General features: G+C 59.8%; 28 protein-coding genes. 25 read left to right on the forward strand and 3 right to left on the reverse strand.

Annotated features, from left to right (window positions below):
- Window positions 1-22 precede the first annotated feature (22 nt).
- The 11 genes from nth to thiE all read left to right on the forward strand — a co-directional run bounded on the left by nth (window position 23) and on the right by thiE (window position 8,937).
- A complete protein-coding gene (gene nth, locus V9G17_01340; protein MEI2751217.1) occupies window positions 23-694 on the forward strand; it encodes an endonuclease III in 672 nt (223 codons plus the stop codon).
- Window positions 691-1,569, forward strand: coding sequence for a YicC/YloC family endoribonuclease (locus V9G17_01345; GenBank protein MEI2751218.1), 879 nt, complete (start codon window positions 691-693; stop codon window positions 1,567-1,569). Before nth ends, V9G17_01345 begins: the two co-directional genes overlap by 4 nt.
- 30 nt (window positions 1,570-1,599) lie before the next feature.
- Window positions 1,600-2,316 carry a guanylate kinase gene (gene gmk / locus V9G17_01350; protein ID MEI2751219.1) on the forward strand — a complete coding sequence of 239 codons (717 nt, stop codon included), beginning with the start codon at window positions 1,600-1,602 and terminating at the stop codon, window positions 2,314-2,316.
- The gene (gene rpoZ / locus V9G17_01355) at window positions 2,309-2,671 is read left to right on the forward strand and encodes a DNA-directed RNA polymerase subunit omega (GenBank protein MEI2751220.1); all 363 of its coding nucleotides are present in this window, start codon (window positions 2,309-2,311) and stop codon (window positions 2,669-2,671) included. Before gmk ends, rpoZ begins: the two co-directional genes overlap by 8 nt.
- Before the next feature lie 9 nt (window positions 2,672-2,680).
- Complete coding sequence (coaBC, locus tag V9G17_01360; protein MEI2751221.1) at window positions 2,681-3,940, forward strand: bifunctional phosphopantothenoylcysteine decarboxylase/phosphopantothenate--cysteine ligase CoaBC; 1,260 nt, start codon at window positions 2,681-2,683, stop codon at window positions 3,938-3,940.
- A 4-nt stretch (window positions 3,941-3,944) separates the two neighbouring features.
- Window positions 3,945-4,601 carry a tetratricopeptide repeat protein gene (locus V9G17_01365; GenBank protein MEI2751222.1) on the forward strand — a complete coding sequence of 219 codons (657 nt, stop codon included), beginning with the start codon at window positions 3,945-3,947 and terminating at the stop codon, window positions 4,599-4,601.
- Window positions 4,602-4,744: 143 nt separating this feature from the next.
- Window positions 4,745-5,242, forward strand: a complete 498-nt coding sequence (aroQ, locus tag V9G17_01370; GenBank protein MEI2751223.1) for a type II 3-dehydroquinate dehydratase — start codon at window positions 4,745-4,747, stop codon at window positions 5,240-5,242.
- A gap of 25 nt (window positions 5,243-5,267) precedes the next feature.
- Window positions 5,268-5,828 carry an elongation factor P gene (gene efp, locus V9G17_01375; protein MEI2751224.1) on the forward strand — a complete coding sequence of 187 codons (561 nt, stop codon included), beginning with the start codon at window positions 5,268-5,270 and terminating at the stop codon, window positions 5,826-5,828.
- Window positions 5,825-6,400: an acetyl-CoA carboxylase biotin carboxyl carrier protein gene (accB, locus tag V9G17_01380; GenBank protein ID MEI2751225.1), complete on the forward strand. Its 576-nt coding sequence runs from the start codon at window positions 5,825-5,827 to the stop codon at window positions 6,398-6,400. The genes efp and accB overlap by 4 nt, the downstream gene beginning before the upstream one ends.
- Before the next feature lie 306 nt (window positions 6,401-6,706).
- Window positions 6,707-8,056, forward strand: a complete 1,350-nt coding sequence (accC, locus tag V9G17_01385) for an acetyl-CoA carboxylase biotin carboxylase subunit (GenBank protein MEI2751226.1) — start codon at window positions 6,707-6,709, stop codon at window positions 8,054-8,056.
- 203 nt (window positions 8,057-8,259) lie between these two features.
- A complete protein-coding gene (gene thiE, locus V9G17_01390) occupies window positions 8,260-8,937 on the forward strand; it encodes a thiamine phosphate synthase (GenBank protein MEI2751227.1) in 678 nt (225 codons plus the stop codon).
- Here thiE and bioD read toward each other — a convergent pair.
- Together bioD and V9G17_01400 are read right to left on the reverse strand one after the other, a co-directional pair.
- The gene (gene bioD, locus V9G17_01395) at window positions 8,885-9,631 is read right to left on the reverse strand and encodes a dethiobiotin synthase (GenBank protein ID MEI2751228.1); all 747 of its coding nucleotides are present in this window, start codon (window positions 9,629-9,631) and stop codon (window positions 8,885-8,887) included. The two genes, thiE and bioD, sit on opposite strands and share 53 nt — an antisense overlap.
- Before the next feature lie 181 nt (window positions 9,632-9,812).
- Entirely contained in the window at window positions 9,813-10,568 is a 756-nt protein-coding gene (locus V9G17_01400) for an SDR family NAD(P)-dependent oxidoreductase (GenBank protein ID MEI2751229.1), read from the reverse strand.
- 108 nt (window positions 10,569-10,676) lie between these two features.
- Between V9G17_01400 and V9G17_01405 the strand changes: the two genes are divergently transcribed.
- Window positions 10,677-11,582 carry a hypothetical protein gene (locus V9G17_01405; protein ID MEI2751230.1) on the forward strand — a complete coding sequence of 302 codons (906 nt, stop codon included), beginning with the start codon at window positions 10,677-10,679 and terminating at the stop codon, window positions 11,580-11,582.
- Here V9G17_01405 and V9G17_01410 read toward each other — a convergent pair.
- On the reverse strand, window positions 11,472-14,471 hold the full coding sequence (locus V9G17_01410; protein MEI2751231.1) for a proline dehydrogenase family protein: 3,000 nt from the start codon (window positions 14,469-14,471) through the stop codon (window positions 11,472-11,474). The two genes, V9G17_01405 and V9G17_01410, sit on opposite strands and share 111 nt — an antisense overlap.
- A gap of 1,201 nt (window positions 14,472-15,672) precedes the next feature.
- On the opposite strand from V9G17_01410, the gene V9G17_01415 reads away from it, so the two are divergent.
- From V9G17_01415 to V9G17_01475, 13 genes are all read left to right on the forward strand, one after another.
- A complete protein-coding gene (locus V9G17_01415; GenBank protein ID MEI2751232.1) occupies window positions 15,673-16,506 on the forward strand; it encodes a fatty acid desaturase in 834 nt (277 codons plus the stop codon).
- A gap of 286 nt (window positions 16,507-16,792) precedes the next feature.
- Window positions 16,793-17,680, forward strand: a complete 888-nt coding sequence (locus tag V9G17_01420; protein ID MEI2751233.1) for an Mrp/NBP35 family ATP-binding protein — start codon at window positions 16,793-16,795, stop codon at window positions 17,678-17,680.
- Window positions 17,681-17,724: 44 nt separating this feature from the next.
- Window positions 17,725-18,030, forward strand: a complete 306-nt coding sequence (locus tag V9G17_01425; GenBank protein MEI2751234.1) for a Rieske 2Fe-2S domain-containing protein — start codon at window positions 17,725-17,727, stop codon at window positions 18,028-18,030.
- A 77-nt stretch (window positions 18,031-18,107) separates the two neighbouring features.
- On the forward strand, window positions 18,108-18,476 hold the full coding sequence (locus V9G17_01430; protein MEI2751235.1) for a hypothetical protein: 369 nt from the start codon (window positions 18,108-18,110) through the stop codon (window positions 18,474-18,476).
- Window positions 18,477-18,482: 6 nt separating this feature from the next.
- Window positions 18,483-18,836 carry a hypothetical protein gene (locus tag V9G17_01435; GenBank protein MEI2751236.1) on the forward strand — a complete coding sequence of 118 codons (354 nt, stop codon included), beginning with the start codon at window positions 18,483-18,485 and terminating at the stop codon, window positions 18,834-18,836.
- A 138-nt stretch (window positions 18,837-18,974) separates the two neighbouring features.
- Complete coding sequence (locus V9G17_01440; GenBank protein MEI2751237.1) at window positions 18,975-19,412, forward strand: DUF4124 domain-containing protein; 438 nt, start codon at window positions 18,975-18,977, stop codon at window positions 19,410-19,412.
- 108 nt (window positions 19,413-19,520) lie between these two features.
- Window positions 19,521-19,895, forward strand: coding sequence for a hypothetical protein (locus V9G17_01445; GenBank protein MEI2751238.1), 375 nt, complete (start codon window positions 19,521-19,523; stop codon window positions 19,893-19,895).
- Window positions 19,892-21,742, forward strand: coding sequence for a glutamate mutase L (locus V9G17_01450; protein ID MEI2751239.1), 1,851 nt, complete (start codon window positions 19,892-19,894; stop codon window positions 21,740-21,742). The genes V9G17_01445 and V9G17_01450 overlap by 4 nt, the downstream gene beginning before the upstream one ends.
- A 280-nt stretch (window positions 21,743-22,022) precedes the next feature.
- Complete coding sequence (locus tag V9G17_01455) at window positions 22,023-23,150, forward strand: hypothetical protein (GenBank protein ID MEI2751240.1); 1,128 nt, start codon at window positions 22,023-22,025, stop codon at window positions 23,148-23,150.
- Window positions 23,147-24,394 (forward strand): DUF6754 domain-containing protein, encoded by a 1,248-nt coding sequence (locus V9G17_01460; GenBank protein ID MEI2751241.1) that lies wholly within the window; start codon window positions 23,147-23,149, stop codon window positions 24,392-24,394. The genes V9G17_01455 and V9G17_01460 overlap by 4 nt, the downstream gene beginning before the upstream one ends.
- Window positions 24,391-25,041 (forward strand): hypothetical protein, encoded by a 651-nt coding sequence (locus tag V9G17_01465; protein ID MEI2751242.1) that lies wholly within the window; start codon window positions 24,391-24,393, stop codon window positions 25,039-25,041. Before V9G17_01460 ends, V9G17_01465 begins: the two co-directional genes overlap by 4 nt.
- Window positions 25,042-25,119: 78 nt before the next feature.
- Entirely contained in the window at window positions 25,120-25,965 is an 846-nt protein-coding gene (locus V9G17_01470) for a hypothetical protein (GenBank protein ID MEI2751243.1), read from the forward strand.
- A gap of 4 nt (window positions 25,966-25,969) precedes the next feature.
- Window positions 25,970-26,725, forward strand: a complete 756-nt coding sequence (locus tag V9G17_01475) for a hypothetical protein (protein MEI2751244.1) — start codon at window positions 25,970-25,972, stop codon at window positions 26,723-26,725.
- Window positions 26,726-26,727: the final 2 nt, after the last annotated feature.

Below are 26,727 nucleotides of genomic sequence, written 5' to 3' on the forward strand. Positions count from 1 at the left end.
TTGGCCGCCACTACACCGCATCATGAAAGTCGCCACAACAGATCAACAGGCCGGCGTGACGGCCAAACGTCGCCTCGCGCGGATATTGACCGCATTACGAACGACATCACCGGCCATGAAAGTCGAACTCGACCATCGCACGCCCTGGGAGTTGCTGGTCGCCACGATCCTGTCGGCGCAATGCACCGATCAGCGGGTGAACCAGGTCACCCCGAATCTCTTCCGTCGCTATCAGCACCCTCACGATTACGCTTCGGCCGACCCTGCGGAATTGGAAGCCCTCATCCGGCCGACCGGCTTCTTCAAAACCAAAGCCAGAAACCTGATCCGCTGTGGGAAGGCTGTGGCCGAGCAGTTCCACGGTGAGGTGCCCAATACCATGGAAGCACTCACCACGCTACCGGGAGTCGGGCGAAAGACGGCAAATGTCCTTCTTGGCAACGTATTCGAAAAGCCGGCCATTGTGGTCGACACACATGTAAAACGAGTGGCCGGGCGGCTCGACTTGACCCGCCATACGGATCCCGAAAAGATTGAGATGGATCTGCAACGCTTACTGCCGGCAGACCAGTGGACGGAAGGATCGCAACGGCTCCTTCTGCATGGCCGATACATCTGCCTCGCGCGCACACCGAAATGTCGGCACTGTCCGATCTATACCGATTGCCGTTGGAAGGGGAAAGCCGCACGATGATTCGAAGCATGACGGGATATGGGAAGAAGGACGGGACGTCACAGAAAGCCGGCGTCACCGTGGAGATCCGTTCAGTCAATCACCGATTTCTTGAAGTGGCAGTCAGACTGCCCCGATCGTTGGCACAACTGGAGGAGCAGGTTCGAAAAACCGTCCAGCAACGCTGCCTCCGCGGACGAGTCGACGTATCGGTTTCGATCCATTCCGCCGGCGGCAGCCTGAAGACGGTCCAGATCGATCAGGCATTGGCCAAGCAGTATCATACCGCCCTCAAGAAGCTGCAGAAAACACTGGGACTGCGCGGAGCGGTGGATGTCTCCACGTTCGCGGGATTCCGGGACATCCTGTCCGTGTCCGATGAGCCGGTCGATGCCGGGCAACTGACGAAAACCGTCCTACGGGTACTGGGAGGCGCGCTCACGGACATTGAGAAGATGCGCCGACGGGAAGGGGAGGCGCTCGCCAAAGACCTGGTTCTCCATCTGGATGCGATCCGGGAGGCCAAGTCCACCGTGGCGGACAAGGCCCCTGTACTGGCCAAACATGCATTTGAGCGCATGAAAGGCCGGATTCAGGCCCTCTTGCAGTCCGAATTGCCGGATCCGGCTCGTCTCCAGCAGGAACTAGCGGTGTATGCCGACCGTTCGGACATCTCAGAAGAATTGGTCAGACTTGAGTCACATATGCTACAGTTCGACCAGCAGCTCCACAGTAAGGAGTCGGTGGGGAAGACCTTAGAGTTCCTGCTCCAGGAAATGGGACGGGAAGTGAATACCATCGGCTCAAAGGCTAATGACGCAGACGTTGCCGCGTTGGTCGTTCGAATGAAAGCCGAACTGGAAAAACTGCGCGAACAAGTTCAGAATGTCGAATAGTGTCGGCCCTGCGCCGGCATCGAACAACCTATGAGCACCGCGCCTGTTTCAGCCAGCGATAAACCGTCCCAAGTACGGCGAGGCATTTTGTTTATCATTTCGGCTCCGTCGGGGAGCGGGAAGACCACGTTGTGTAAACAAATCACAGCCAACGTCCCAGGGTTGTGGCATTCGATTTCGTATACCACCCGTAAACCGCGTCCAGGCGAGGTGGATGGGCAGGATTATTATTTTCTCGATGAGCCGACTTTCCGTCAGATGATCGATCGGAATGAATTCGTCGAATGGGCGCATGTCTACGGCAATTTGTACGGCACACCGCGTAAGATGCTGACCGAGAAAATGGAACAGGGCATTGATGTGTTGCTCGAAATCGATGTGCAGGGCGCCCGCTCAGTGAAAAAAAAGTTTGAAGACGGCGTCTATATCTTCATCCTGCCGCCGTCCTTCGACACGTTGCGGACAAGGCTTCAAAACCGGGCTGGGGACTCACCAGACGAAATTCAACGCCGCCTGCACAAGGCCAAAGAAGAAGTCTGGAGCTACCGGGAGTACTACTACATCGTCCGGAACGACGATCTGAAGCAATCCTTGAAAGAACTGGAAAGCATTTTTCTGGCGGAACGGATTAAAACCAAACGCTTGAATATGACCTGGCTGGAAGAAAAATTCATTCTCGACAAAGAGGGAAAGCAGGGGAATTCCTCCTCCGCCCCCGCATCAAAGGAGCACTTGCATCATGGGTGAAATGTTAAGTCTGTTACCAGAATACGCCACCGGCGAGTTCGATTCACGACACCGGTTGGTGATCATCGCCGCACAGCGTGCCAAACAACTCGTGCAGGGCGCGCGCATGTCCGGCCCGTCAAAATTCACCAAAGAAACGAGCATCGCGCTCGACGAAGTCTTGCGGCATAAAGTGAAGTTTCTGATCGGACAGGAAGCCCGCGACGCGATCAAGGAATCCAAACGGGTCAAGGAAGGCGAGACGGAACGCCTGGCCATGATGACCGGAGAAGACGCCAAGGAAATCAAGAAAGAGCTCAGCGTCTACGTCGACGATACTGTCAAGCCCGCCCCTGCTCCGGAGGGCGAGGAGTAGCCCCGCTTCGTGCAGACCACCGGCCCCTCACTCACCGGTGTCCGCCTTGTGCTCGCCGTCACAGGGAGTATTGCTGCTTATAAGGCTGTCGGGCTCTTACGCCTGCTCCGTCGCGAAGGCGCGACGGTGAGCGTCGTCATGACGGCGGGGGCCTGCCGGTTCGTGACTCCGCTGACCTTCGAAGTGTTGTCCGGCTCCCACGTGGCAACCGACCTCTTCGAAGCCCACCAGGAAATGTTGCATCTCTCCTTGCCGGAGCAGGCGCAAGCCATCGTGATCGCCCCGGCCACCGCCAATTGCCTGGCCAAGGCCGCCCTGGGCCTTGCCGACGATCTCCTTTCGACCATGCTCCTCACCACCCAATGTCCCGTGATTATCGCACCGGCCATGGATGGGGACATGTGGCATCATCCGACCGTTGTGGAACATGTCGCCGCGCTGAGAACCCGCGGTGCCATCATCGTCGAACCGGAAGCAGGCCCCCTGGCCTCAGGCCGATCAGGGCAGGGACGGCTAGCCGATGAATCACAGATCCTCTCGGCACTCCACGCTGCGCTCCACCCGCGTCGAGATTGGTCTGGTCGTCGTCTGCTTATCACTGCCGGCCCGACACAGGAAGCCATCGACCCGGTGCGGTTCATTTCCAACCGATCGTCTGGAAAGATGGGGTATGCCCTCGCCGAAGCCGCACAAGCACGCGGCGCGGATGTCCTGTTGGTCTCCGGACCTACAGCGCTGAAACCACCCGCCGGGATCGAATTCTGCCCGGTGACAACAGCCGAGGAAATGCGCAACGCCGTCATGAGCCGGTTTACCTGGAGCGACACCGTCATCATGGCTGCCGCGGTGGCAGACTTTCGTCCCACACAACCCGCTGCGCAGAAACTCAAGAAACGGCAACAGCCCCTCACCAACCTGGCCCTGACTCCGACCGACGATATTCTGAAGGAATTGGGCGAGCGACGAACGACACAGGTGCTCGTGGGGTTTGCCGCAGAAACGCAGGATCTGCTTGCTCATGCACGGGAAAAACTGCAAGCTAAGGGCGTAGACCTGCTGGTTGCCAATGACGTGACGGCAGTAGGATCGGGCTTCGGGGCAGACACAAATCACGTGTTCATCCTGGATCGTGACGGCAACGCCGAGGAACTCCCCCTGTTACCCAAGCGTGACGTTGCGAACCGTATTTTAGACCGGGTCCTGGTCACGCAGACCTCGTGCCGGTCGGCGAAAAAAACATCGCACGAGCGATCGTCTCAGAAGGAGTAGGGGCGTGGCGTCATCACCGCGTATCGATCCATCCATCGCCGCACACATCGATCGTCTGGCCACTGCCGTGGCAAAAGATCCACGCTCGAAGGAATTCCTCCCCCTTGCCGACGAATACATCAAGGTCGACATGTGCCAGGAAGCCGCAGCCGTGCTGGAGGACGGTCTCAAGGCCTATCCCGGATTTATCACCGCCATGACGACACTGGGCCGCGTCTATGATCAACTCGCTCAGCCCGTAAAGGCCAAAGCGATCCTCGAAGAAGTCGTCAAGCAGCGCCCGGACAATCTTCGTGCTCATCGCATCCTCGCCAAGCTGTACAAGAGCGAGGGGAACAATGAAATGACCCTGCAGTCCTGCACGGCCATTCTAAACGCCAATCCGTATGACGAAGAGGCTCTCTCCCTCAAGCGAAGCATCACCGGCGCACCTGAGGAAGTTCCACCGACGAAACGGGACAGAAAACGTCCCGCGCCAGAGGCCAAAATCGAGACCGAAAAACTCGTCCTAGCGGCCGAGTCGCTTGTGGTTGCCCCACTGAAGCCGATGCCAGAAACCATCGCCCCACCCAGCCTTGAACCACCCGTCCTCAAGCATGCGGCCACTATCGCACGCTTGGAAGCCTGGCTGCGAACCATTCAAGCCCAACGCGTTCGCTGACTTCGTTGCCCGGCAATCGAACACGCGTTCCTCCACCCCCGGAACAACGTTTGACCCACTCCTGACAGCCTGTTAGAATGCCGCCGCTGCTGGCATCTCTATCCATTGCAGCCTACTGATAACCGGGGGCGCGCGACTGACACATGCGGCGGCTGCTAGTGCTTCATGGTCCCAATCTCAATCTCCTGGGGACGCGAGAACCCTCCGTCTACGGACAGGTGTCCTTGACTGACATCGACAAATCGATTGTCCGTCGTGCAGGCGAACTGGGGATTGCGGTGCAGACCAAACAGACGAATGTAGAAGGGGAATTGGTCACCTGGATTCAGAATGCCAGGGGCCATTTCGACGGCATCATCATCAATCCGGCCGCGTATACCCACACGAGCGTCGCGATTCGCGATGCGATTGCCGCCGTCGCCCTGCCGACGGTCGAGGTACATCTGTCGAACATCCATCAGCGAGAGGAGTTTCGCCATCACTCCTTCATTGCCGGGGTCGCCCTGGGACAGATCTCCGGATTCGGCCCTACCGGCTATCTACTGGCGCTGGAGGCATTGACCTCGCACCTCGAGACCGGCGCCAGGGCAGCACGTCCTCGGACGGCCTCGAAGAATAAACCCGCGGCTTCGCGCCGTTGAACTTGTTGTACCAAGGAGAGTTGTTGTGATTTCGACCGCAGAGTTTCGGAACGGCAGCCCGTTAATGGTAGAAGGCCAACCCTTTTATATCGTGGAATTCCAGCATGTCAAACCCGGCAAGGGCGGGGCATTCGTCCGAACGAAGCTGAAGAGTTATCTCTCCGGTAACGTCCTCGACAGGACCTTTCGTTCTGGAGAAAAATTCGACACCCCCCAGATTGAAGAATGCGACATGCAGTTCCTGTATGCCACGAACGACTCCTACACCTTCATGGATACAGAGACCTATGAGCAGTCGACCTACGAGAAGAGCCAGTTAGGGAGCAACGCCGACTTGCTCAAAGAGAACATGATCGCGAAGATTCTCATCTATGAGCATCGGCCGATCACGGTCCTGTTGCCGAACTTCATCGAACTCAAGGTGGTCGACGGCGAGCCGGGCGTGCGGGGCGACACGGCCTCGGGCGGCAACAAGCCGGTCATCGTCGAGACCGGCGCCACGATCAAGGTCCCGCTCTACCTGGAAATCGGTGAGACGATTCGCATCGACACGAGAACCCGTGAATTTGTGGAGCGCGTGCGTTGAGCTCAGCAGGGAAAAAGCCAAAAAAACGCCGCGATAGCGGCAAGCCGATCGTCTTGCCGAGCGCGTTTGCCCCTCGCTCGACGGCCTCGGACACGCTGCTGTCTCCGGACCAGGCTGCGCAAATTCAGCAATTGGCCGACCTCCTGAAGCGCAACCATTTAACGGAGTTGGAAATCGAGCGCAGCGGAGTCCGCATCCGCATTCGGCACGAACCGGTGATCCGGACGACCGCGGCCCAGACCGTGGAAGCCACCACGAACCAGTCGGCGTCAACCGGCACGACACCGGCGACACAGACCCGTCCGCCAGCAGAAACGGACGGGCAGGTGACGATCACCTCGCCCATCGTCGGTACCTTCTACCGCTCGCCCTCTCCCGATGCAGATCCATATGTGGAGGAGGGAGACTACGTGAAAAAGGGGCAAGTGCTCTGTATCGTCGAAGCCATGAAGCTCATGAACGAAATCGAATCCGAGTCCGACGGGCGGATCACAAAAATACTGGCGGAGAGCACTAAACCGGTTGAGTATGGACAACCTCTCTTCTTGATAGACCCCAACGCCACGCCCTAGCCCGCATGATTCATGAACACTGCTGCTGCAATCGCCGATCCGGTGCTCCGAGAAGCCTTTGGCCGATGGGCTCGCAACGTGCCTCAGCGATGTCGCGAGCAACCATCGTGACTCATGCGGGCTAGCGCCCGAGAGATCATGAGGGTTCATGGCGAGACGCCCGGGGATGCGTGCCTTATGAATCTGGTGTCCAAGTCGTGCGGCACGTGCCGAATCATGCCGCAGATCCGAGTCAGGTCTCAGCCGTGGCAGAGCAAACCGTAAGAACCAGGCGAGCGCAGACCGCAATCCGTACCGGAGTATTCTGTGTTTAAGAAAGTGTTGGTCGCCAATCGTGGAGAGATCGCCCTGCGAGTGATCCGGGCCTGCAAAGAGCTCGGCATCAAAACTGTGGCGATCCACTCCGAAGCCGATGCCGCGAGCTTGCACGTGCGGGCAGCGGACGAGCACGTCTGCGTCGGCCCGCCGGAAGCCGCACTCAGCTATCGCAATATCCCCAATGTGCTGAGCGCAGCCGAAGTCACCGGAGCCGATGCCATCCATCCCGGATACGGATTCCTTTCAGAGAACGCACACTTCGCAGAAGTCTGCGAATCGATCGGCGTCAAATTCATCGGCCCGACCTCGGAAAACATCGCCCTGATGGGCGACAAATCCAAAGCACGGGAAGTGGTCGCCAAGAAGGGCCTCCCGGTCACCCCCGGCAGCCCCGGCGAACTCCGAAGCGAACAGGATGCGCAAGAGGCCGCGAAAACCATCGGCTTCCCCGTGATCATCAAGGCCTCCGCCGGAGGCGGCGGACGGGGCATGCGTGTGGTGAACAAACCGGAGGAGCTCGCGCGGGCGTTTCAAGCGGCGCAAGCCGAGGCGAAATCCACCTTCGGTCATGACGGCGTCTACCTCGAACGCTACTTCCTCGAACCACGACACATCGAAGTACAAATCGTGGCCGACAATCGAGGCCATGTGGTCCACCTCGGCGAACGTGATTGCTCCATTCAACGACGTCACCAAAAGTTGGTGGAAGAAACCCCGTCGCCGGCCATCGATGAAGAACTACGGCGCGAAATCGGCCGGGTGGCCGTCCAGGCCGTGAAAGCCATTCGTTATTGCAACGTCGGCACGGTGGAGTTTCTGCTGGATAAGGACCGCAACTTCTTTTTCATGGAAGTGAATACCCGCATCCAGGTCGAGCACCCCATCACGGAAATGGTGACCGGGATCGATCTCGTGAAAGAACAGATACGGATCGCGTCAGGCATGCCCCTCTCATTCAAACAGCAGGACATCAAGCTGAACGGTCACAGCTTCGAGTGCCGGATCAATGCGGAAGACCCGGAAAAGTTCACGCCCTGTCCAGGCCAGATCACCAAATATTCCGCGCCTGGTGGATTCGGTGTACGTGTCGACTCCGCAATGGAACCAAATGCCGTGGTCGTTCCGTACTACGACAGCCTGATCGCCAAATTGATTACGCACGGACGTGATCGCCAGGAGGCGATGGCCCGCATGCGCCGCGCACTCGATGAATTTGTCATCGAAGGCATCAAGACGACGATCCCGCTCCATCGGAGAATTTTTAACGATCCTGATTTCCAGAAGGGGCATGTCTCCACGACATTCCTCGACCGCTTTCTTGCCGGCCAGTCCTCCTAACAGGTTGCTGACACACAGATGTCAGCTCTGTGTTTTGCCAACCGGCTGAGATCATGTATCCCATGCCCATCACCCGCAGGCCGTTCACAATGGCCGTCCAGCAAGGCCGCAGCAAGCGACGTGGCGACTCGTACACCTGTCGTACGGTGAGCCATGGAGCGACGCGAGCGCGCCGCTGGCAGACTGTTTCAACGGCCCGCTAAATGACCAGGGAGCCCGCCACGTCTCAGGCCACTCGACAACTGCTCTTGAAAGGGCTGTACCTCGTGCTCGACCCCACGGTCAGGCCCGACCGCCCGCTGCCCGATTTCCTGCGGGAAGCAGCCGCATACGGTATTCGCCTCTTTCAATACCGAGACAAGCAGGCCACGATGAAAGACGCCTATGCAAAGGCGCTCGCACTGCGTCAAGCCGCCACCGACGTCGGCGCCCTCTTGATCGTCAACGATCGCTGTGATTTGGCCATGGCGGTGAACGCGGACGGGGTGCATCTGGGCCAGGACGACCTGCCCATCGCCTACGCCCGGCGACTGATGGGGCCGGGAAAAATCATCGGACTCTCGACGCACAGCGCAGCCCAGGTGCGCGAGGCCGTCACCGCACAGCCCGACTATGTGGGGTTCGGCCCGATTTTCAGGACCGCTACCAAAGCCGATCACGACCCGGTGGTCGGACTGGAAGGATTACGCGCCGCACGCGCCTTGACCACGCTGCCGATGTTTGCGATCGGGGGAATCACGACTGAGTCGGTTGACGAGATTATGGCGACAGGGGCGGATGGTGTGGCGGTGATTGCTGCAATCCTCAAGGCACCGGATCTCGGCGCGGCTATCCGGGCATTTCAGCAGAGCTTGTCCACACCAGATCGGCAAGCTCCCTGATCGCACGGCTCTGCGCCAGCATCTCGACAGCAGCAAGCCAATCGGAGCAACACTGCTGTCGAAAGGGCAGCGGTCCCAACACGGGAACACCGGCTCGCTCCTGCAACAGCGCAACCGTAGAGGCGCACTGTGCCTGCTGTACAGCGGTCGTGGACGAAAGGGTCTCATTCAACACGACAGCCACGATTGCCAGCCCACGGTGCCGAAGGCCTTCCAGCGTCAGCAACGCATGATTAATCCCGCCTAGCCCGGTCCGCCCGACAAGCACAACCGGCAGCCTGATTCGGCCGATCAAGTCACGAAGATCCCAACCCTTCCCCATCGGCACAAGCAAACCGCCGGCGCCTTCAACCACAACGCAGGCGTAACGGGCCGCAAGTCGTTCGTACCCTCGCACGATCTCCTGCATCTCGATCACGACGCCTTGCGCGGATGCAGCGGCGAGGGGAGCGAGCGGCGCAGAGAACCGATAGGGAGAGACCAGATCGAGCCCATCATCTACTCCTGCCTCTGCCATGAGTCGCCCCGCGTCGCTTTCACTCAGTTGCCCGGGAAGCACCCCGGTTTCGACCGGCTTCATCACGCCGACGGAGCAACCCACCTGCGCCAGCCTCCGGACTAACGCAACAGAAACGAGAGTCTTTCCGACGCCCGTATCCGTCCCGGTAACGAACACCCCTTTGGTTGTTGCCACTCTCTTTTCACCTCACACGCTGTGAACAGAGATTCGCCCTCCGAATTCGACGAACGGCGATCGATACCGACGAATGAGTCATCAACAGGATGCTCAAAACGGCCCCCAGCAAAGCCTCAGGGAGTACGATGACTGAAGCGTACGACCGAGAACCAAGCCGGCGGGCGTTTTCAGCATCCTGTCACAGAATGCGACTGTCCAGGTTCCACACTTGCCCCGACATATCGGAGAGCTGCGCCAGGTGGCAAATGGTCCTGCTCACATCAACCAGATTCGAAACACGCCCCAGCACGTGGTCGCCGAGCCGTTCCCCGGTGGGAAAGGAGTCACCGGCAAGACCTGTTTGTTGCCAGCCTGGGCAGACCAGATTCACACGAATATTGTACGATCCCCATTCCCGCGCGGCGGTCTTTACCAGTCCTATCAGCCCGGCCTTCGACGCCGCGTAGGCAACTTGGCCAGCCGTTCCCTGCAAACCAGCGTAAGACCCGATCACAACGATGGATCCGCCGCCCTGTGTGCTCATGCCTTGCGCCGCCACGGTCATGCAGCGATAGGTGCCGGTCAGATTCGTGTCGATGATCTCTTGCCATGCGTCTTCCGGACAAGTCATCAGGAGATGCTTCGACGCAATGCCCGCATTACAGAGCAGGATATCGAGCCGGCCCCGTTGAGCCTCGATCGCATGCAGCATCGCCTGGACATCATCGCTCGATCGTACATCCGCCTGATAGAGGGCCCCCTGACCACCGGCATGCTCGAGGAGAGCAAGGGTCGCTTCGGCCGCCGGCCGCCGGTGCAAGTAATGCACGCCCACCCAATACCCGGCCTGGGCGAAAGCCAGACAGAGCGCACGACCGATTCCACCGGACCCACCGGATACCAGAACCGTACGGCCTTCACGAACGTCTTGAGTTGCGAGGGGAACCTTGAGCATCACGGCGAGCGATTATGAAAGGAGGCACGGGAGAAGGCAAGGCGGACCAGCCGGCTTGCTGCAGGGAATCGGGTATGGTACCGTGATTTTTTTGACTGGAGGACAGCCGTGATCGTTCAGACCTTGGTGCGCTCGACCGTGATCGCAGTGGGCATGTGCGGGTTCCTGGGCATCCCGTTGGGGCATGGAGAGGCCCACGCAACCGAGGCAGGGCAGACCATCGCCCAGTCTGCCGACTATTTCCCCGACACCATCGGCACACGCTGGCAGTACCGCGGACAGATCTCAGAGGGGCCGCTGCAGACGATCGAGCATAAATATTTTTCCAACGTGTCGTCAGTGACTGGAACTCGGAATTTGAAAGGCGGCCCGACGGTCACCGTGTTCCACGATACCAACCCCGGTAACCATGGGCCGTCCGACAGCTTCTACCGGCGCGATGCCGCCGGTGTGGTGTACTACGGCTCCGAGCCGGGCACGCCGCTCGAGAAGCAACTGACGCCGTACCAGATTATCCGCTTCCCGATGAAAGTAGCCCAATCCTTCCAACAGTTCAATCGGACGGACACCGATTTCGGAAGCGATATCGATGGGGACGGCACCAACGAGCATGTGGACGTCGAAGGCGTCTCAACCGTGATCGGTCAGGAATCGATCACTGTGCCCGCAGGCACATACCCCGACGCTGTCCGCGTGGAAGCGCGCATGACGCTCAAAATTCATCTCTCCTCAGCCGATCGGACGGCGATCGGCACCGACGTGATGACCGCCTGGTTTGCAAAGGGTGTCGGGCTGGTGAAGTATATCGAACGGCAGGAATTGGCCGCGCTCAAAGAAGACCGGGGCAACATCACCGATATCACGGAAGAACTGGAAGAGGTCAGCGTCAAATCTGCGCCCACCCTACAGGGTCGGAGCGAATCCGCGCCGGAGCGTCTGCTCGCTGACGACACGCGCGACCATGAATTGTTTCAGGTACTCTTCGCCCCCGGCTTTCGCCCCTATACCCGATAACCGGTGACCGCCGAACGGTTGCCGACCGACCAGAGCCCCGGTGATCGAACGGTTGATGTAGAGGTTGCCGACATCGAACGCCCGACGCGCCAGCTCGATATGCCGGGGACTGCGTGAGTAGAGCCCCCCGGTCAAGGCGTAGGCGGTGCCGTTGGCGAGCTGGAGCGCCTGTTCGAACGACGAAGCCCGCATCACGGCCAGCACGGGGCCGAAAATTTCTTCCTGCGCCAGCCGGTGAGCCGGCTCAATGTCTGCGATGACTACCGGTCCCACGGCATAACCAGGGCCTTCCATCGAGCGATCGACCACCACTCGCCCTTCGCGTCGCCCGATCTCCAGATACTCCCGAATCCGTTGTTGCGCCCGCCCGTCGATCACCGGACCAAGCTGGGTAGCCGAATCCTCAGCCGCTCCGATGCGAAGACTCATCACCGCATCGGCCAGCCGTTGAATGAACGCATCGTGAATCGAATCCAGGAGGATCACCCGTGAACAGGCGGAACATTTCTGTCCCGCATAACCGGTAAACGACTGCACCACACCGGTCACGGCTTCATCGAGATCGGCCGTGTCATCCACGATGATGGCATTTTTCCCGCCCATTTCCGCAATCACTCGCTTGACGAACCGCTGCCCCGGTTGGTGCACCGCAGCGGCCTGCACCATGCCCAATCCCACATCCTTCGATCCGGTAAAGGCAATCGTCGCGACGGACGCCTGGGCCACCAACTCACGCCCCACGTCCGGGCCACCCGGCACGTACTGCAGGACGCCCGCCGGCACCCCAGACTGCCTCAGAATCGTGGCAAGCCGGTACCCCATGATCGACGCGCGCTCGGACGGTTTCAACAAGACTGGATTGCCGGAGACCAGAGCCGCCGCGGTCATACCGGTGGGAATGGCGAGCGGGAAATTCCATGGCGCAATGACCACCGCCACTCCACGCGGACTCCAGAATACCTCGTTCAATTCACCGGGATACCGGCCCAGGCGAGGCGGCGGCTCAAGTTGCTCCATTTCTTCGGCGTAGTACACGAGAAAATCGATGGCCTCGGCCACATCGGCATCGGCCTCGCGCCAGGGCTTGCCCTCTTCAAACACTTCCCAGGCCGCCAGCTCCCAACGTTGCTCACGCATCAACGAAGCGGCCTTCCGCATCACCGCGACCCGCTCCGCAACCGTCCGATATTTCCATTCCTCCGCACGTGACTCGGCGACCTTCAAGAGACCCGCGACATCAGCAGGTTGATAACTCTGCACAATGCCGACCAGTTGATCTGGTTGAGCGGGATTGAACGAGCGCAGATCCGGGCCTGTCGGGAGGTATGTATTCAGCGTCGAGACCTCAAACCGTTGCCCCAATCGTTTGCGGACCAGATCGAGCGCCTCAGCCATGGCGCCACGAACCTGGGCTCGTGAAAAATCCGCGGCCGGCTCATTCACAAAGTAAGCACGCTCAATGCTGGAAGCCGCTCCTGCTTCATTCGTCATCGAGGAAGGAGACGAGGGGAGAGTCGCCTCAGGCGGAGAGAGCAACAACGACAGCGGCTGCGACTCCACATATTCCTTCCGCAGGAACGATTCGTTCGAGGTGTTCTCCAACAACCGCCGCACGAGATACGCCATACCGGGAAGAAGTTCTCCGACCGGGGCATAGAGCCGGAGGCGCCGGCCGCGATCACTCATCGCATGCTGAAACGGCTCGGCCATGCCATAGATCATCTGGTATTCCCAGGCATTCGGCGGCAGCCTGAGCGCCTCAGCCACCGCTTCGACCACGGCCAAACTACGGAGGTTATGCGTGCCGAAGGCCGGCCGGATCACCTGGCTCTGTTCCAGCAGCACCCGAATGAGCCTCTCATAACTCACATCCGTCTGTGCCTTGTGCTCGAACAGCGGCATCGGCCAGCCATGTTGCCGGTAACGAGTCGCGTCGGAGTCCCAATAGGCCCCCTTCACCAGCCTGATCGTGATAGGGACCAGCCGCTCCCTGCTCCAGGCCAGCAGCCGTTGCACATCTTCGTACGTATCGGTGCGATAGGCCTGCAGCGCAATCCCCGCATGGGGAAACGTCCGGTACGGTTCTTCCATAAACAGGCGCATGAAGATCGAAAGAATCAATTCCTTCGTGTCCGCCTGTTCCATATCGAAAATGACGGAGGCGGGAAGGGTGCCGGCGAGATTCAAGAGCGGCCGCAGGCGGGCAGCAACGGCACGGTAACTCACCTCCGGATCGATAGGGTCGAGCTGCGAATAGAGGGCCGAAATCTTGATCGACAATTGCACGCGGGGCAGGGGACCAAGATGATCTCGTTCGAGTAACGGCACAGGAGACCAACCGCGACACGCTTCACCGAGGGTCTGCACAGCCACGAGGCAACGATCACGATACGCATCCGCCTCGCGCTCGCTGACGCTGGCCTCGCCCAGGAGATCGACTGAAAAAGCCCTGCCGTCCTCCCATAATTTGCGAATCGTCGGAACGGCCTGGTCAATGGAGGCCCCGGCAATGAAACTGGTAGCCATCTGCTCCACCTGATGCCGGATGGCCTTGCCACTGAGCGACGCGCCGAGCTTCGTGGACGCCAGCGCCTTGAGTCCCCATTGCGCGCCGAAGAGATGTGCACTCATCTCACCAAAATACTCCTCGGCCAACCGCACAACCTGCGCATCAGTCTGCAACGACGGCAGGACATCGATGAATCGGAACAACTGGGCTTTGAAGGCGGGATCTTTCATCGCCAGGTTGATCGCCGCCTGTGACCACCAACGCGAATCGAACAGGCCGGGGGCCCGCCCGCCGGAACGCCGGGCCAAGTCTTCACCGATCGCGCGGATACGGGGTTCCAGCAGGGTGGGGTCGAGCGTCATCGGTTCCTCCTGCGCCATACACAACGTCTCATTGCAGTATACACCGCAGGGCAACACTTGAATATTTGGACACACCGATCAACGCCTGATGCATCAAGAGCTTTCAGGGAAAGTCGCCTCGTGGAGAGCAACCACATCCGTCGGCTTCGTCAAGGAAGGCCCATCGATTGAAATGATTGCCAGGCCCCTCCATACACCGCCACTGTGCGGCAACGCCAACAGACGCAGTGTCTCTTCGAGACCATGGCCGACAGGAGATCGGCCTCTCTCGAAGGGCTGACAGCGGCCACCGCATTAACGATGCGACAGGCCAATCTTCGGTTAATTCAAGATCGCTGGAATAGTAGCCTGGATATGCACACTATGGCACTCTTACTCCAGATGCCCTGGTTCGACGGAAACTGAATCAGGTGCGAGCCGAGGTCAATAAAGCCCGCATCGCGCTGGTGCAGCCAGAGGCAACGCCATGTCGGCCCAGGCGTGGTTACGGGCCGAAACGAAAGAAACGGCCTTTTTGATGTAATCACCACCGTCACGTCGATGAGGTAGGGGAACCGCACAAGCTTGGTGGCATGAACAGTTATTCGTGGGAGCAGAGGACACGCAGGCCTTGCAGGAGGTGCGGTGCCAAGGCGGCGAGGTGAGAGTTGGTCGGAGCCATTGAGGACAGAATACCCTGGGCGACGCCATGCGCCTTCACGGAAGCGAATTGACCATGAGAAGTCGACGACTCGGACTGACGATGCAGGTGCTAGGCGCTGTGATGGTACTAGGTGGGCTGGCAGAAACGAGCCATGCGGGGCTGTTTGGAACAGACGAGGCGCCAGGCTCGCCAACGAGCCACCTCTACTGACCCCATGAGGCTGCTGGCCGATCTCGACATTGCCCCCTCGTACCGTTGAGTTGATTTCATGCCCTCTCCGGCCACGCAAAGCCGTCGTTGATCTCACTAGGCCTCGAGCCTTCCACGATTGACTCCCTGAATGCCGCCCTCCACCGAGTGCTTCCCGGCCTCTTCCCGGCCTTGAGCAGGCACTTGACTTGAGCGCACCCCACCGTGGCGAGCAATCCATTCGGTTGCGACGGCGCCGATCGCTACGCATCACTACTTGAAAATCAACCTGCCGCTCCGGTAGCATGCGCCGTTTGCCTTGACCTACACCATTTCCACGGCGGTGCTCTGTGGCGAAGAGTTGCGCACAGGTTCCGAAGGAGTACGATGGCCGACTCGACCACACAATCTGTCTGCTGGGGCACCGTCGCCCTCTTCACTTCAATCACGTTGCTGGCCTTCATCGGCGTCCCGCTCTTCGGCTACTACTATGACTACACCGTGCTCGATTGGGTGCTGCTCGCCGTCCTCTATATCGTGACCGGCATGGGGATTACGGTCGGATACCACCGTATGATCACCCATCGTAGCTTCGAGAGTCGCCCCTGGGTGAAAGCCTGCCTGTTAGTGATGGGAGGGTGGGCCGTGCAGAACTCCGCCCTCTTGTGGTGCGCCGACCACATCCGCCACCATGCGCACACGGACGAAGAGGCCGATCCCTACAATGCGTCGAAGGGGTTCTGGCACAGCCATGTCGGCTGGTTGTTTTTCGATACCCCGTATCGTGAGGACCGGTTCGCCGCAAAATTACGCACTGACCCGATGATCATGTGGCAACACCGGTATTACTGGGTGATTGTCGCCTCCGGCTTGTTGTTGCCCTTCGCGGTCGGCTATCTGAACGGTGGATTCATCAGCGGACTGGGGTGTTTCCTGCTCGCCGGCGTGCTGCGGACGGTGCTGGTTCTGAACTCCACATTTACGATCAACTCCCTCTGCCATATGGTCGGCACCCAGCCGCACGGCACACAGGACAGCAGCCGCGACAGTTGGCTGATCTCGTTCATCAGCTTCGGCGAGGGCTACCACAACTATCACCACACCTATTCGCACGACTATCGAAACGGAACGAAATGGTACAACTTCGACCCGTCAAAATGGTTGATCTATTCCTTGTCTCTCCTGGGACTGACCTATAACCTGCACCGCGAACGCACCTAGCAGGATGGAGGTCGGGCGCCATGGCACAGGTGGCCCGAAACGATGGCACGGATCGCCCATCGTGTAGACCTGCTTGCCCCTCGATGATCACTGTTGGATTGCACGTCGAGAATGGATCACCGTGCACGACACATTATTCTCAGCGTCCCTCCCGTTCCAGTGAGTCCTCTTCTACCCAGCATCGCACTGCGTCTACTGGCCCATTTCTTTTCGTCGCAACGATAGCTTAATATGCAATGAAACCTGCGAATTCCATCCCGACCCGCGAGGTGGAGGAGGCATTATTATGGCTGAGCAACAAGGTGGCGCACCGCCGCAAGAAGAGGCGGCCGCCAAGCCCAATATTATTCCCGGCGTCAAACACGTCCTCGCCATCAGCAGCGGCAAGGGCGGCGTCGGCAAATCCACCGTATCCGTCAATCTGGCCGTTGCCCTTGCGCTCACCGGAGCCAAGGTGGGACTGCTGGATGCCGATATCTACGGCCCCAACATCCCGATGATGATGGGCGTCGAGAAAGCACCCGAACAGCAAGACGGTAAAATCGCCCCGGCGGAAAGCCACGGCGTCAAGCTGATCTCCATGGGCTTTTTTGTTCCTGAAGATACCGCCGTCGTGTGGCGTGGTCCGATGGTGCATACGGCCATCCAACAACTCTTCCGGGATGTCCTGTGGGGCGAGTTGGATTACCTGCTGATCGACCTGCCGCCGGGAACAGGCGACGCACAACTCACGCTGACGCAGTTGGTGTCTCTGTCGGGCGCCGTCACGGTCACGACTCCGCAAGAAGTGGCGCTCCACGACGTGCGCAAAGGTATGATGATGTTCCAGAAGGTGAACGTACCCTTGTTGGGCATCATCGAGAACATGAGCTTTTTCCTCTGCGGCCATTGCGGCGAACGCACTGAGATCTTCTCCCACGGGGGAGGAGAACGGGCGGCGGAGAAACTGGGCATTCCCTTCCTCGGACGGGTGCCCATCGATCCGGCTATTCGCGCCGGCGGCGATACGGGAAACCCGATCGTGGTCGCCAAGCCGGATTCCCCGCAGGCGCAGGCGTTTCGCGAGATCGCCGCGAAACTTGCCGCAGCGCTACAAACAGGCGAGGCAGGAGCGGCGAAGAGCCGGATTGCCAGTCTGTTAGACAAAATCAAACGTCCGGCCACCGGACACTGACCGGGCACCGGATCACGGAAGATGTACGCACTCAGGGAGGATGTATGGGCGAGTTGATCAGAATCGCAGGAACCGCCGACGTGAAGCCGGGAGCCGGTATGGTGGCGGAAGTGAACGGCAAGGCCATCGCCGTATTCAACGTGGATGGTGCCTTTTATGCCATCGACAATACCTGTGTCCATCGAGGCGGCCCACTAGGCGAGGGCGATGTCGAAGGCGATGTCGTGTCCTGCCCGTGGCACCACTGGCAGTTCAACGTGAAGACCGGAAGCTGCATCAACAATCCTTCGGCAAAAGTAACCGTATACGAAGTCACGGTGGAAGGCACCGACATTAAGGTCCGGCTGTAACACAGGCGAGACCGCGTCGGTCGTCAATCGACCGCCACAGACCGATGTGTCCGACACAACAGTGAATGGAGGCTCCGATGGCAGACAATACCTTGCCCCTGAAACACATTGAAGTCGCCGAAACATTCGTGCGGCTCTACGTCTTTCTGACGCAGTATATCGACCGCTGCGAAGATGAAGCCGCACGCAAGGAGTATCCGGAGGCCGAACTCCAAAAGCATCTCGGCGAAACCCGCGCCAAGATGATGGACATCTTGAAGGTGAACCCTGTCGTCAAGGGCAAGGTAGAGAAAGAATGTGAACGGGTCCTCGCACTAGGCAGCAAGTGTCTGATGGGCGGAACCGAAAAGGTGGCCGCGCTGGATGTGTTGGGAGCCGAACGCGTCATTCTCAAAAACAAGACCATCGCCTTGAGCGATCTGTTGGCCGTCTACCGCGCGCTGTAGTCGTTCATGTCCACCCCGGCTGGAGAGAAACACCAACTCGCCGGCTTTGATGCCCGGGAGCGGGGGTTCAATCGTCCGGTGGAATTTGCGCGAACTGCCTCGGGATACCAGGCGACGTTGCGCTATGAAACGACGCACATCGTCACTCCTGAAGCGCCGAGTACCGCCGAGGCCCTGCAGCACTTGATCGCCCTGCTCCAAGCGCAAGGATACACACAATTGCGCAGTCAGCAGAGTTATCGCGACGGCATCTACCTCGGATCGCAGGAGCTGTGGGTGGACTATCCGGACCGGCAGGCAGCCCCGGAGGTCGGACTCCTGGGCTTGCTGAAGAAATGGTTGGGACATTCACCTAAGTGACGGCAGGCGCCGTCCGCGTGCCGTACCCCGACGACATTGACTCTCCTTCGCCTCACGCCTATAGTCCATCCAGATCAATAGCCCGATCCTTCGCCTGCAGGCCTGTACCTGACTGGATCCGGCACCGGAAAATTCACGATGTTCTGGGTTCACCTCCTGCTTCTCACCCTTGTCGCACTCCTCTTGCCGGACGGGGCAACCGCCAAGGTCTATCGTTGCCAAGGCGCCAATGGCCGCACCATCCTGACAGACCAGCCGAAGGGCAAACCAGGCTGCGTCGCGATCGACACGGCCACGCCCTCGCTCCCGGGAGGATTCACCCCGCCGGTGGAGCCGGACGAACCGGCACAGACTGAACTCCCGGCGAATTTGATTTTACCATTCATTTCGGATGCCCCGATGGTTCCTCACCAACCGGGCCCTGGCGATCCGGTTTTGTCAGCACCGGCTGCAAAGGAGGCCTCAGAAAAGGCCGCCCCCGAAGCGCAACGTTGCTCACCACGGGTCAACCCGCTGAATCCCTTCGCCGGCGTGAATTGTTCACCGGCCTCAGGCGAGACACCGGCGGAGAAGTAGAATCTGTAGCCCTTCGCCGCACACGTCACCACCAGGCTCGATTGACTCTCCCGATGCCCCTTCATATAATGCCGAAACGAACCGTTTAAGCTGATCTCACAAGCACTTATGTCTGCGTTCTCCGCTGGTTTTTTATCCCGTCGCGCACAGGATCTTCGAGCCGGTCTCCGGCACGCCTTTGCCGTGCGTCCCGAACAAGCAACCTTCACCATCGATGACTTGGCTCTGCTTGAACGGGTTGCCGACGCCGTCGTCGAGCGCCGCATGGCGGCACCGGCCACGCTGTTTCTCGAATCGATGGGGCCCATGAACTTTCTCGGCAGCCAGGCGCTGCACTTCCTGGCTCCCATCATTGAATGCGTGCTGACCGGCACGGAGCTCGCACAGATCGCGCGCCTCCTGGAGCAACGTGATTCCATTCATCGCCTGACCGCCCTCATCGAAGCCAAGGCCACGGCTCCTCAGGGGGCGTCCGCTCAATGACGGAACAGCCTCACGCGCCCGCAACACCGGCAACGGCCCTTCCCCTGAACGTCATCGTCGCGACCGATTGCGGCAGCACCACCACCAAAGCCATTCTGATCGAAAAGGTCGGGGAGGAGTATCGCCAGACCTACCGTGGTGAAGCGCCGACGACCGTCGAAGCGCCGTTTGAAGACGTCACCCGAGGCGTCTTGAATGCCATCGCCGAGATCGAAGAATTGTCCGGGCGGACGATTCTGGACGGCGACCGCATCATCACCCCCAACCAAGCGGCGCAGGGCGATCCCAAGCGAGGCGTGGATATTTACGTGTCCACCAGCAGCGCCGGCGGCGGATTGCAGATGATGGTCACCGGCGTGGTACAGAACATGACGGGAGAAAGCGCTCAACGCGCCGCCCTCGGCGCCGGCGCTATCGTCATCGACGTCCTGGCCTCCAACGATGGACGGCTGCCGTACGAGAAGATCGAACGGATTCGAACCATGCGCCCGGACATGATCCTGATGTCCGGCGGCACCGACGGCGGCGCCGTGACCCATGTGGTGGAAATGGCGGAGTACATTGCCGCCGCCGATCCTCGACCGCGCTTCGGCAGTACCTACCGACTGCCGCTCGTGTACGCCGGCAACACAGACGCCCGCCCGCAAATCAAAACCATTCTCGGCGAAAAGACCGCCTTGGATTTCGCCGACAATATCCGGCCGGTCCTCGAGCGCGAAAACCTGGCGCCGGCCCGCAACAAGATCCATGACCTATTTCTCGAGCACGTCATGCAGCAGGCCCCCGGCTACAAGAAACTGATCGAGATGGCCGGCGCGCCCATCATGCCGACTCCGGCAGCAGTCGGCGTCATCATGGAGACGATTGCCAAACGCGAACACATCAATCTGATCGGCGTTGATATCGGCGGGGCCACCACCGACGTGTTCTCGGTCTTCAACGGACTCTTCAATCGCACGGTCAGCGCGAACCTCGGCATGTCCTACAGCATTTCCAACGTGCTGGCGGAAGCAGGGCTCGACAACATCATGCGCTGGGTGCCGTTTACCATCGACGAACAAACCCTGCGCAACCGCATCAAGAACAAGATGGTGCGGCCCACGACGATTCCGCAATCGCTCGATGAACTGCAGATCGAACATGCCATCGCGCGTGAAGCCTTGCGGCTGGCGTTGATTCACCACAAGTCACTCGCCACGGGGCTCAAAGGCATCCAGCAGGAACGCACTATTTCCGATGTGTTCGAACAGCGGACTTCCGGCAAAACCCTGATCGATCTGTTGACCCTGGATTTGATCGTCGGCAGCGGCGGCATCCTGTCGCATGCGCCACGCCGCATTCAATCCATGTTGATGATGGTCGATGCCTATGAACCACTCGGCGTCACGACACTCTCGGTTGACAGCATTTTCATGATGCCGCACCTCGGTGTGCTCTCGACCGTGAACGAGCAGGCTGCCACCGATGTATTTGTGCGGGATTGCATGGTGTATCTCGGCACCTGTATCGCTCCGATCGGGCAGGGAAAAGACGGGGAGCGCTGCGCCGACTATGAACTTGCGTGGCCGGACGGACGGATGGAGAAGGGCCAGCTCGCATTCGGAGAGCTCAAACTGTTTGCGCTGACGCGAGAGCAGCAGGCCACGGTGACAATGCAACCGGCCAAACAGGTTGATCTCGGCAGCGGACCAGGACAGTCGTTCACAAAAACAGTACAGGGTGGCGTGGTCGGCCTCATGCTCGACGGTCGTGGTCGCCCCTTACAATTACCAGGCCAACAGGCTGCCCGTGTCGCCACCTTGAACAGATGGTACCAGGCAGTCGGACTGTACCCGACGGGGAGCTAATGGCTGATAGCGAATGGCTTATGGCAAGAAACCGAATGCGGATAGCCCATGCAACCAAGTTGGTCATGCAATCCGTTAGAGACAAGCCATGAATTATTCGCTCTTGGCTTCGGGCTCGTTGCCATCGGCTATTAGCCATCAGCTCTTATCATGAGGAGGTTGCTCTCGCGCCCTGCGGCGAGGCCGCAAGGCGCGAGAGCCCCGAGTCGTACCGGAAGTTGTACGGTGAGGGGAGCGAGCAACTGAGAACGAAGCGGTAGGGCGTTTTCAGCAACCGACAATGGCGCATTCGTATACACCAGGCTTAACCGTCACCGAACGGACCACCGTTCGCCGCAGGCGTATTCTCCCGCTGCCCGGAACCGTCCTGGTCGAGGTAGGAGCCCCCGTGCACGCCGATACCGCTGTGGCCCGCGCGGAGTTGCCGGGCAAAGTCGTTCCGCTCAACCTGGCCAACCAGCTGGGCATTGCACCGGATGAGATCAACGACTATCTGGTAAAGAAGGAAAAAGATTCGGTTCAGAAGGACGACGTGCTGGCCGAGAACAAACCCTTCATCAAATGGTTTAAAACGGAAATCCGCTCGCCGATCACCGGCAAGGTGGAATCCGTGTCCACCATCACCGGCCAGATTCTATTGCGGGAACCGCCGCGCATCCTCGAACTGCGCGGCTATATCGACGGCTCGATCGTCGAAGTCCATCCCGATCAGGGCGTCACCGTCGAAACGACCTGCAGTCTGGTGCAAGGAATCTTCGGCATCGGCGGGGAAACCAGCGGCGAATTGGTCATGGGCGTCACATCGCCGGAGCAACCCCTGACGCCTGAGCTGCTGACGCCGGCGATGAAAGGCAAGATCGTCGTCGGAGGCGCATTCCTGCCGGCCGCCACCATGACCCGCGCCAAAGAGCTCGGCATCGTCGGGCTGGTCGTCGGGGGGATTCACGACAAAGACCTGCGCGCGCTGCTCGGATATGACCTGGGCGTGGCAATCACCGGCAGCGAACAGGTCGGCTTCACGCTGATCCTGACGGAAGGGTTCGGCACAATCCCGATGGCGCCCAAGACATTCGCCCTGTTGTCCTCCCGGGCGGGCCAGAAGGCGTCTATCTCAGGGGCGACTCAAATTCGAGCCGGTGTGATTCGTCCGGAAATCATCATCCCCCAGGCGGCACTCGCCGGCGGCACCAAGCCTCCACGGATCGAACGCGAAGGCATTCAGCTCGGCGATCCCGTGCGAGTCATCCGCGACCCGCTGTTCGGCAAGATCGGCGCCGTGTCCGGCCTGCCCTCAGAACTCAGAGCGATTCCCACCGAGAGTGAAGTCCGCGTGCTCGAAGTCCGGTTTCCCGACGGCACGACCACCGTAGTGCCCCGCGCCAACATCGAAGTGATCGAGGGAGCATGAGCCGCGTGCCACACTACCTTCGCCTCCTCTCTCTGGCCCTCGCGATGCTCGCGTGCCTGCCGTCGTTCCTCCCGGCACAAACCCTCCCGCAGCGCCTTCGGGTCATCGATACCCCCAGCGATGGGGGCGGCAGTCTCACAGTCCTCTGGGCTCCCTCGGCAAACGACAGCGCCACGTGGAAATATCAAATCCTGCTGCATGAGGGTAGCGTGCCGGCAGACCCGTCCGCATGGAAAGTCGTCGCCGAATTTCCGGCAAACACCCGCTATGTTCGCGAGGGCAAGACCGCCTGGTGGACGAGGTCCGGCGACCCCGGCGATCATCTCTTCCTGCTCAAGAACGGGAAGGGCGTCGAGCTGAAAGCCAACCAAGCCTATGCCGTCACAGTGGCTGCCGCGAACGGTCAGGAACGGGTGATCGCCCTACCGATCGTCGCCTCGCCGGAACCGAACTGGATGAATTGGAACCAACTCAACAATCTAGTGCTGGCCTTGATGTTCGGGGGCGTCGTGTTCTACGCCATCAACCTGGCCAGGCGGAAAGAGATTTTCTTACGGCGGATTCCCGGGCTCGATGCCGTCGATGAAGCCATCGGGCGCGCGACGGAATTGGGCAAACCGATTCTCTACATGACCGGGGCGCACGATATGAACGATCCCTCGACGATCGCCGCCGCCGTCATCCTAGGGCGTGTCGCCAAGAAGGCCGCCGCCTATGAAACCGAACTGCTGGTGCCGCACCGCGAGCCGATCACCATGGCCGTGTGCCAGGAAATTACCAAACAAGCGTACATGGAAGCCGGCAAGCCGGACCTCTTCAAGGAGGACGCAAACTTTTTCATCACGAGCGATCAGTTCAGCTACACCGCGGCGGTGGACGGCATCATGCTTCGCCGGAAACCGGCGGCCAACTTTTTCATGGGTTCGTACTTTGCGGAATCGCTGCTCCTGACCGAAACCGGCGCCAGCACCGGAGCGATTCAAATCGCCGGGACGGACTCCGATCACCAGCTGCCGTTTTTCGTGACGACCTGCGACTACACGTTGATCGGTGAGGAACTGTATGCCGCCAGCGCCTACCTGTCGAAAGAGCCGATCCAGATCGGCACCCTGCGCGGGCAAGACCTGGGGAAGGCCTTCGTGTTGGTTGTCATCGGAATCGGAACAGTGCTGGCCACGCTCGCCGTCGTCACAGGCAACAATTGGGCACAGCCGCTGCTCGACCTCTTCAAGGATCTCAAATGATTTTTCTTCGCCGCCAACTGCCGCTGCTCATCACGATGGTCACCGGCCTCGTCATGGCCGCACAGTATTACGTGCCGCATCCGGCCTCCGAGCAACTGCTGACCACTGTCACCAAATGGCTACAGATCATCGGCGGCTTCGCCCTCGTGTTGGGGATTACCAGCCTCTTTCACGTGCATGCGTCAAAAATCAGGCGGAAGGAAGCCGGCTGGGCGTACAGCCTCGTCCTCTACGTCGGGATGCTGGGCACCATCATCGTCGGGCTCTGGAGCGGCGGGAAAGAAAGCATCGACGGGGCGCTGACGTCTTTCGGCTGGGTCTACTCCTATACCCTCGTGCCGCTGCAGGGCACCATGTTTGCAATCCTGGCCTTCTTCATTGCTTCCGCCGCCTACCGGTCGTTTCGGGCGCGCAGCCGTGAAGCCGCGGTGTTGTTGGTGGCTGCCGTCATCGTCATGATGGGGCGGGTGCCGCTCGGCGAATATCTGCTGCCGATCAGCGGCGACCTCTCCAGCTGGATTCTGAATGTCTTAAACGCGTCGGTGCGTCGCGCCATCTTGATCGGCGTGAGCCTCGGCGCTGTTGCCCTCTCGTTCAAGATCATCTTCGGCGTCGAACGCTCGTACCTGGGCGGAGGCAAGGAATAACGTGGCGCGTCGTTCCTATCGCGTGAAGCGCAAGCGCTTCCGAATGACAGCCCCTTCACGGTTCGCGAGGAACAACTGATGAACCTCGCTGAACATATGTTGCGCATCGACCGGCGGATCATCTTTCTGGTGATCGGCCTTTGCACGCTTCTGCCGCTGCTCTTTCCCGTGGGCCTGCCCATCAAGATTTCCTCGGAAGTGCGTGGCGTGTACGACTATATCGAAGGGTTGCCCGAAGGATCGGTCTTCCTCTTGTCGCTGGATTTCGATCCCGCCTCCAAACCCGAGCTCTATCCCCAGGCCATCGCCATCCTCCGTCATGCCTTCAAGAAAAACCTACGCGTCGTGGGCATGACCCTCTGGGTGTCCGGCACCGGATTGGCCGATCAAATCCTCTCGCAAACAGCCAAGGAAGCGGGCAAGGAAAACGGGAAGGACTATGTATTTCTGGGCTGGAGCCCAGGCGGCAGCGCCGTCATCCTGAACATGGGGCAAGACCTCTACAATGCCTTCCCGGCTGACTATGGCGGCAAGGCCACGAAGGGACTGCCGGTGCTAGCCGGTGTACAGAATCTGCGCGATGTAACCTATGCGGTGAGTTTGGGCGCGGGCAATCCCGGCGTCGAAGCCTGGTACGTCTTCGGCAAAGACAAATACAAGTTCGAACTCGGCGGCGGCTGCACCGGCGTGATTGCGCCTGGTCTCTATCCCTTGCTCAGAAGCGGCCAAATCAACGGCTTGATCGGCGGCCTGCGCGGAGCGGCGGAATATGAAACCTTGATCGGGCAGAAGGGGAAGGCGGTCGCCGGAATGGATGCGCAGTCGGCCACGCACCTCGCCATCATCGTGCTCGTCGCCATCTGTAACATCTTTTACTTTACGTTACGGCGGCAGCAGCGCCGGCACGACGGGTTAGGATCGTAGCCGCATGGATCTTTCCTTCGATGTCATACTCGGCGCCTGGATCGCCACAGGGTTGACCCTCTTCATCCTGTCCTTCCTGTATGAGGACAATCCGCTGTTCAAGCTGGCTGAGCACCTGTACGTCGGCGTTTCGCTGGGGTACACGATCGTCAAAACCTACGACACGGTGGTCATGACCCTGATCCTGCGGCCGATCCTCGAGAAGGGAGAATGGTCGCTGTTGATCCCGGTCGCCATCGGCATGCTCATGCTGACCCGATATGTGCCGAAAGCCGCCTGGCTCTCGCGGTATGCCTTCGCCTTTATCGTGGGCATCGGCGCCGGTCTTGCCATTCCCCGCACCATTTCGTCGTTCATCCTGAAGCAAATCGAGGATACGGTTCGCCCGCTCCTGGCCGTGGCCCCGGGCGGCGGCATCACGTTCGATTATTCGTTACTGAACCCCGCGAGCCATCTGAACGGCATCATCATCCTGATCGGAGTGGTGTCAGTCCTATTTTATTTCTTTTTCTCCGTGGAGCATTCCGGACCGGGCAAGGCGGTCGCGCGCGCCGGCATCCTCTTTCTGATGATCTCCTTTGGCGCAGCCTTCGGGTATACCGTCATGGCCCGCATGTCCCTCCTGATCGGCCGCCTGACGGACCTGATCGAATTCTCCGACGCCTCCTACGGCCGCCCCACACTCTGGCTCTTCTTGTTGACCGTCGCCACCCTCATCGTGCTCAGTCGGCGCAGTGGCGCCCATCCGCCGAAACAGTAGTG

The sequence above is a fragment of the Nitrospira sp. genome (assembly GCA_037045225.1).
Lineage (GTDB): Bacteria > Nitrospirota > Nitrospiria > Nitrospirales > Nitrospiraceae > Nitrospira_A.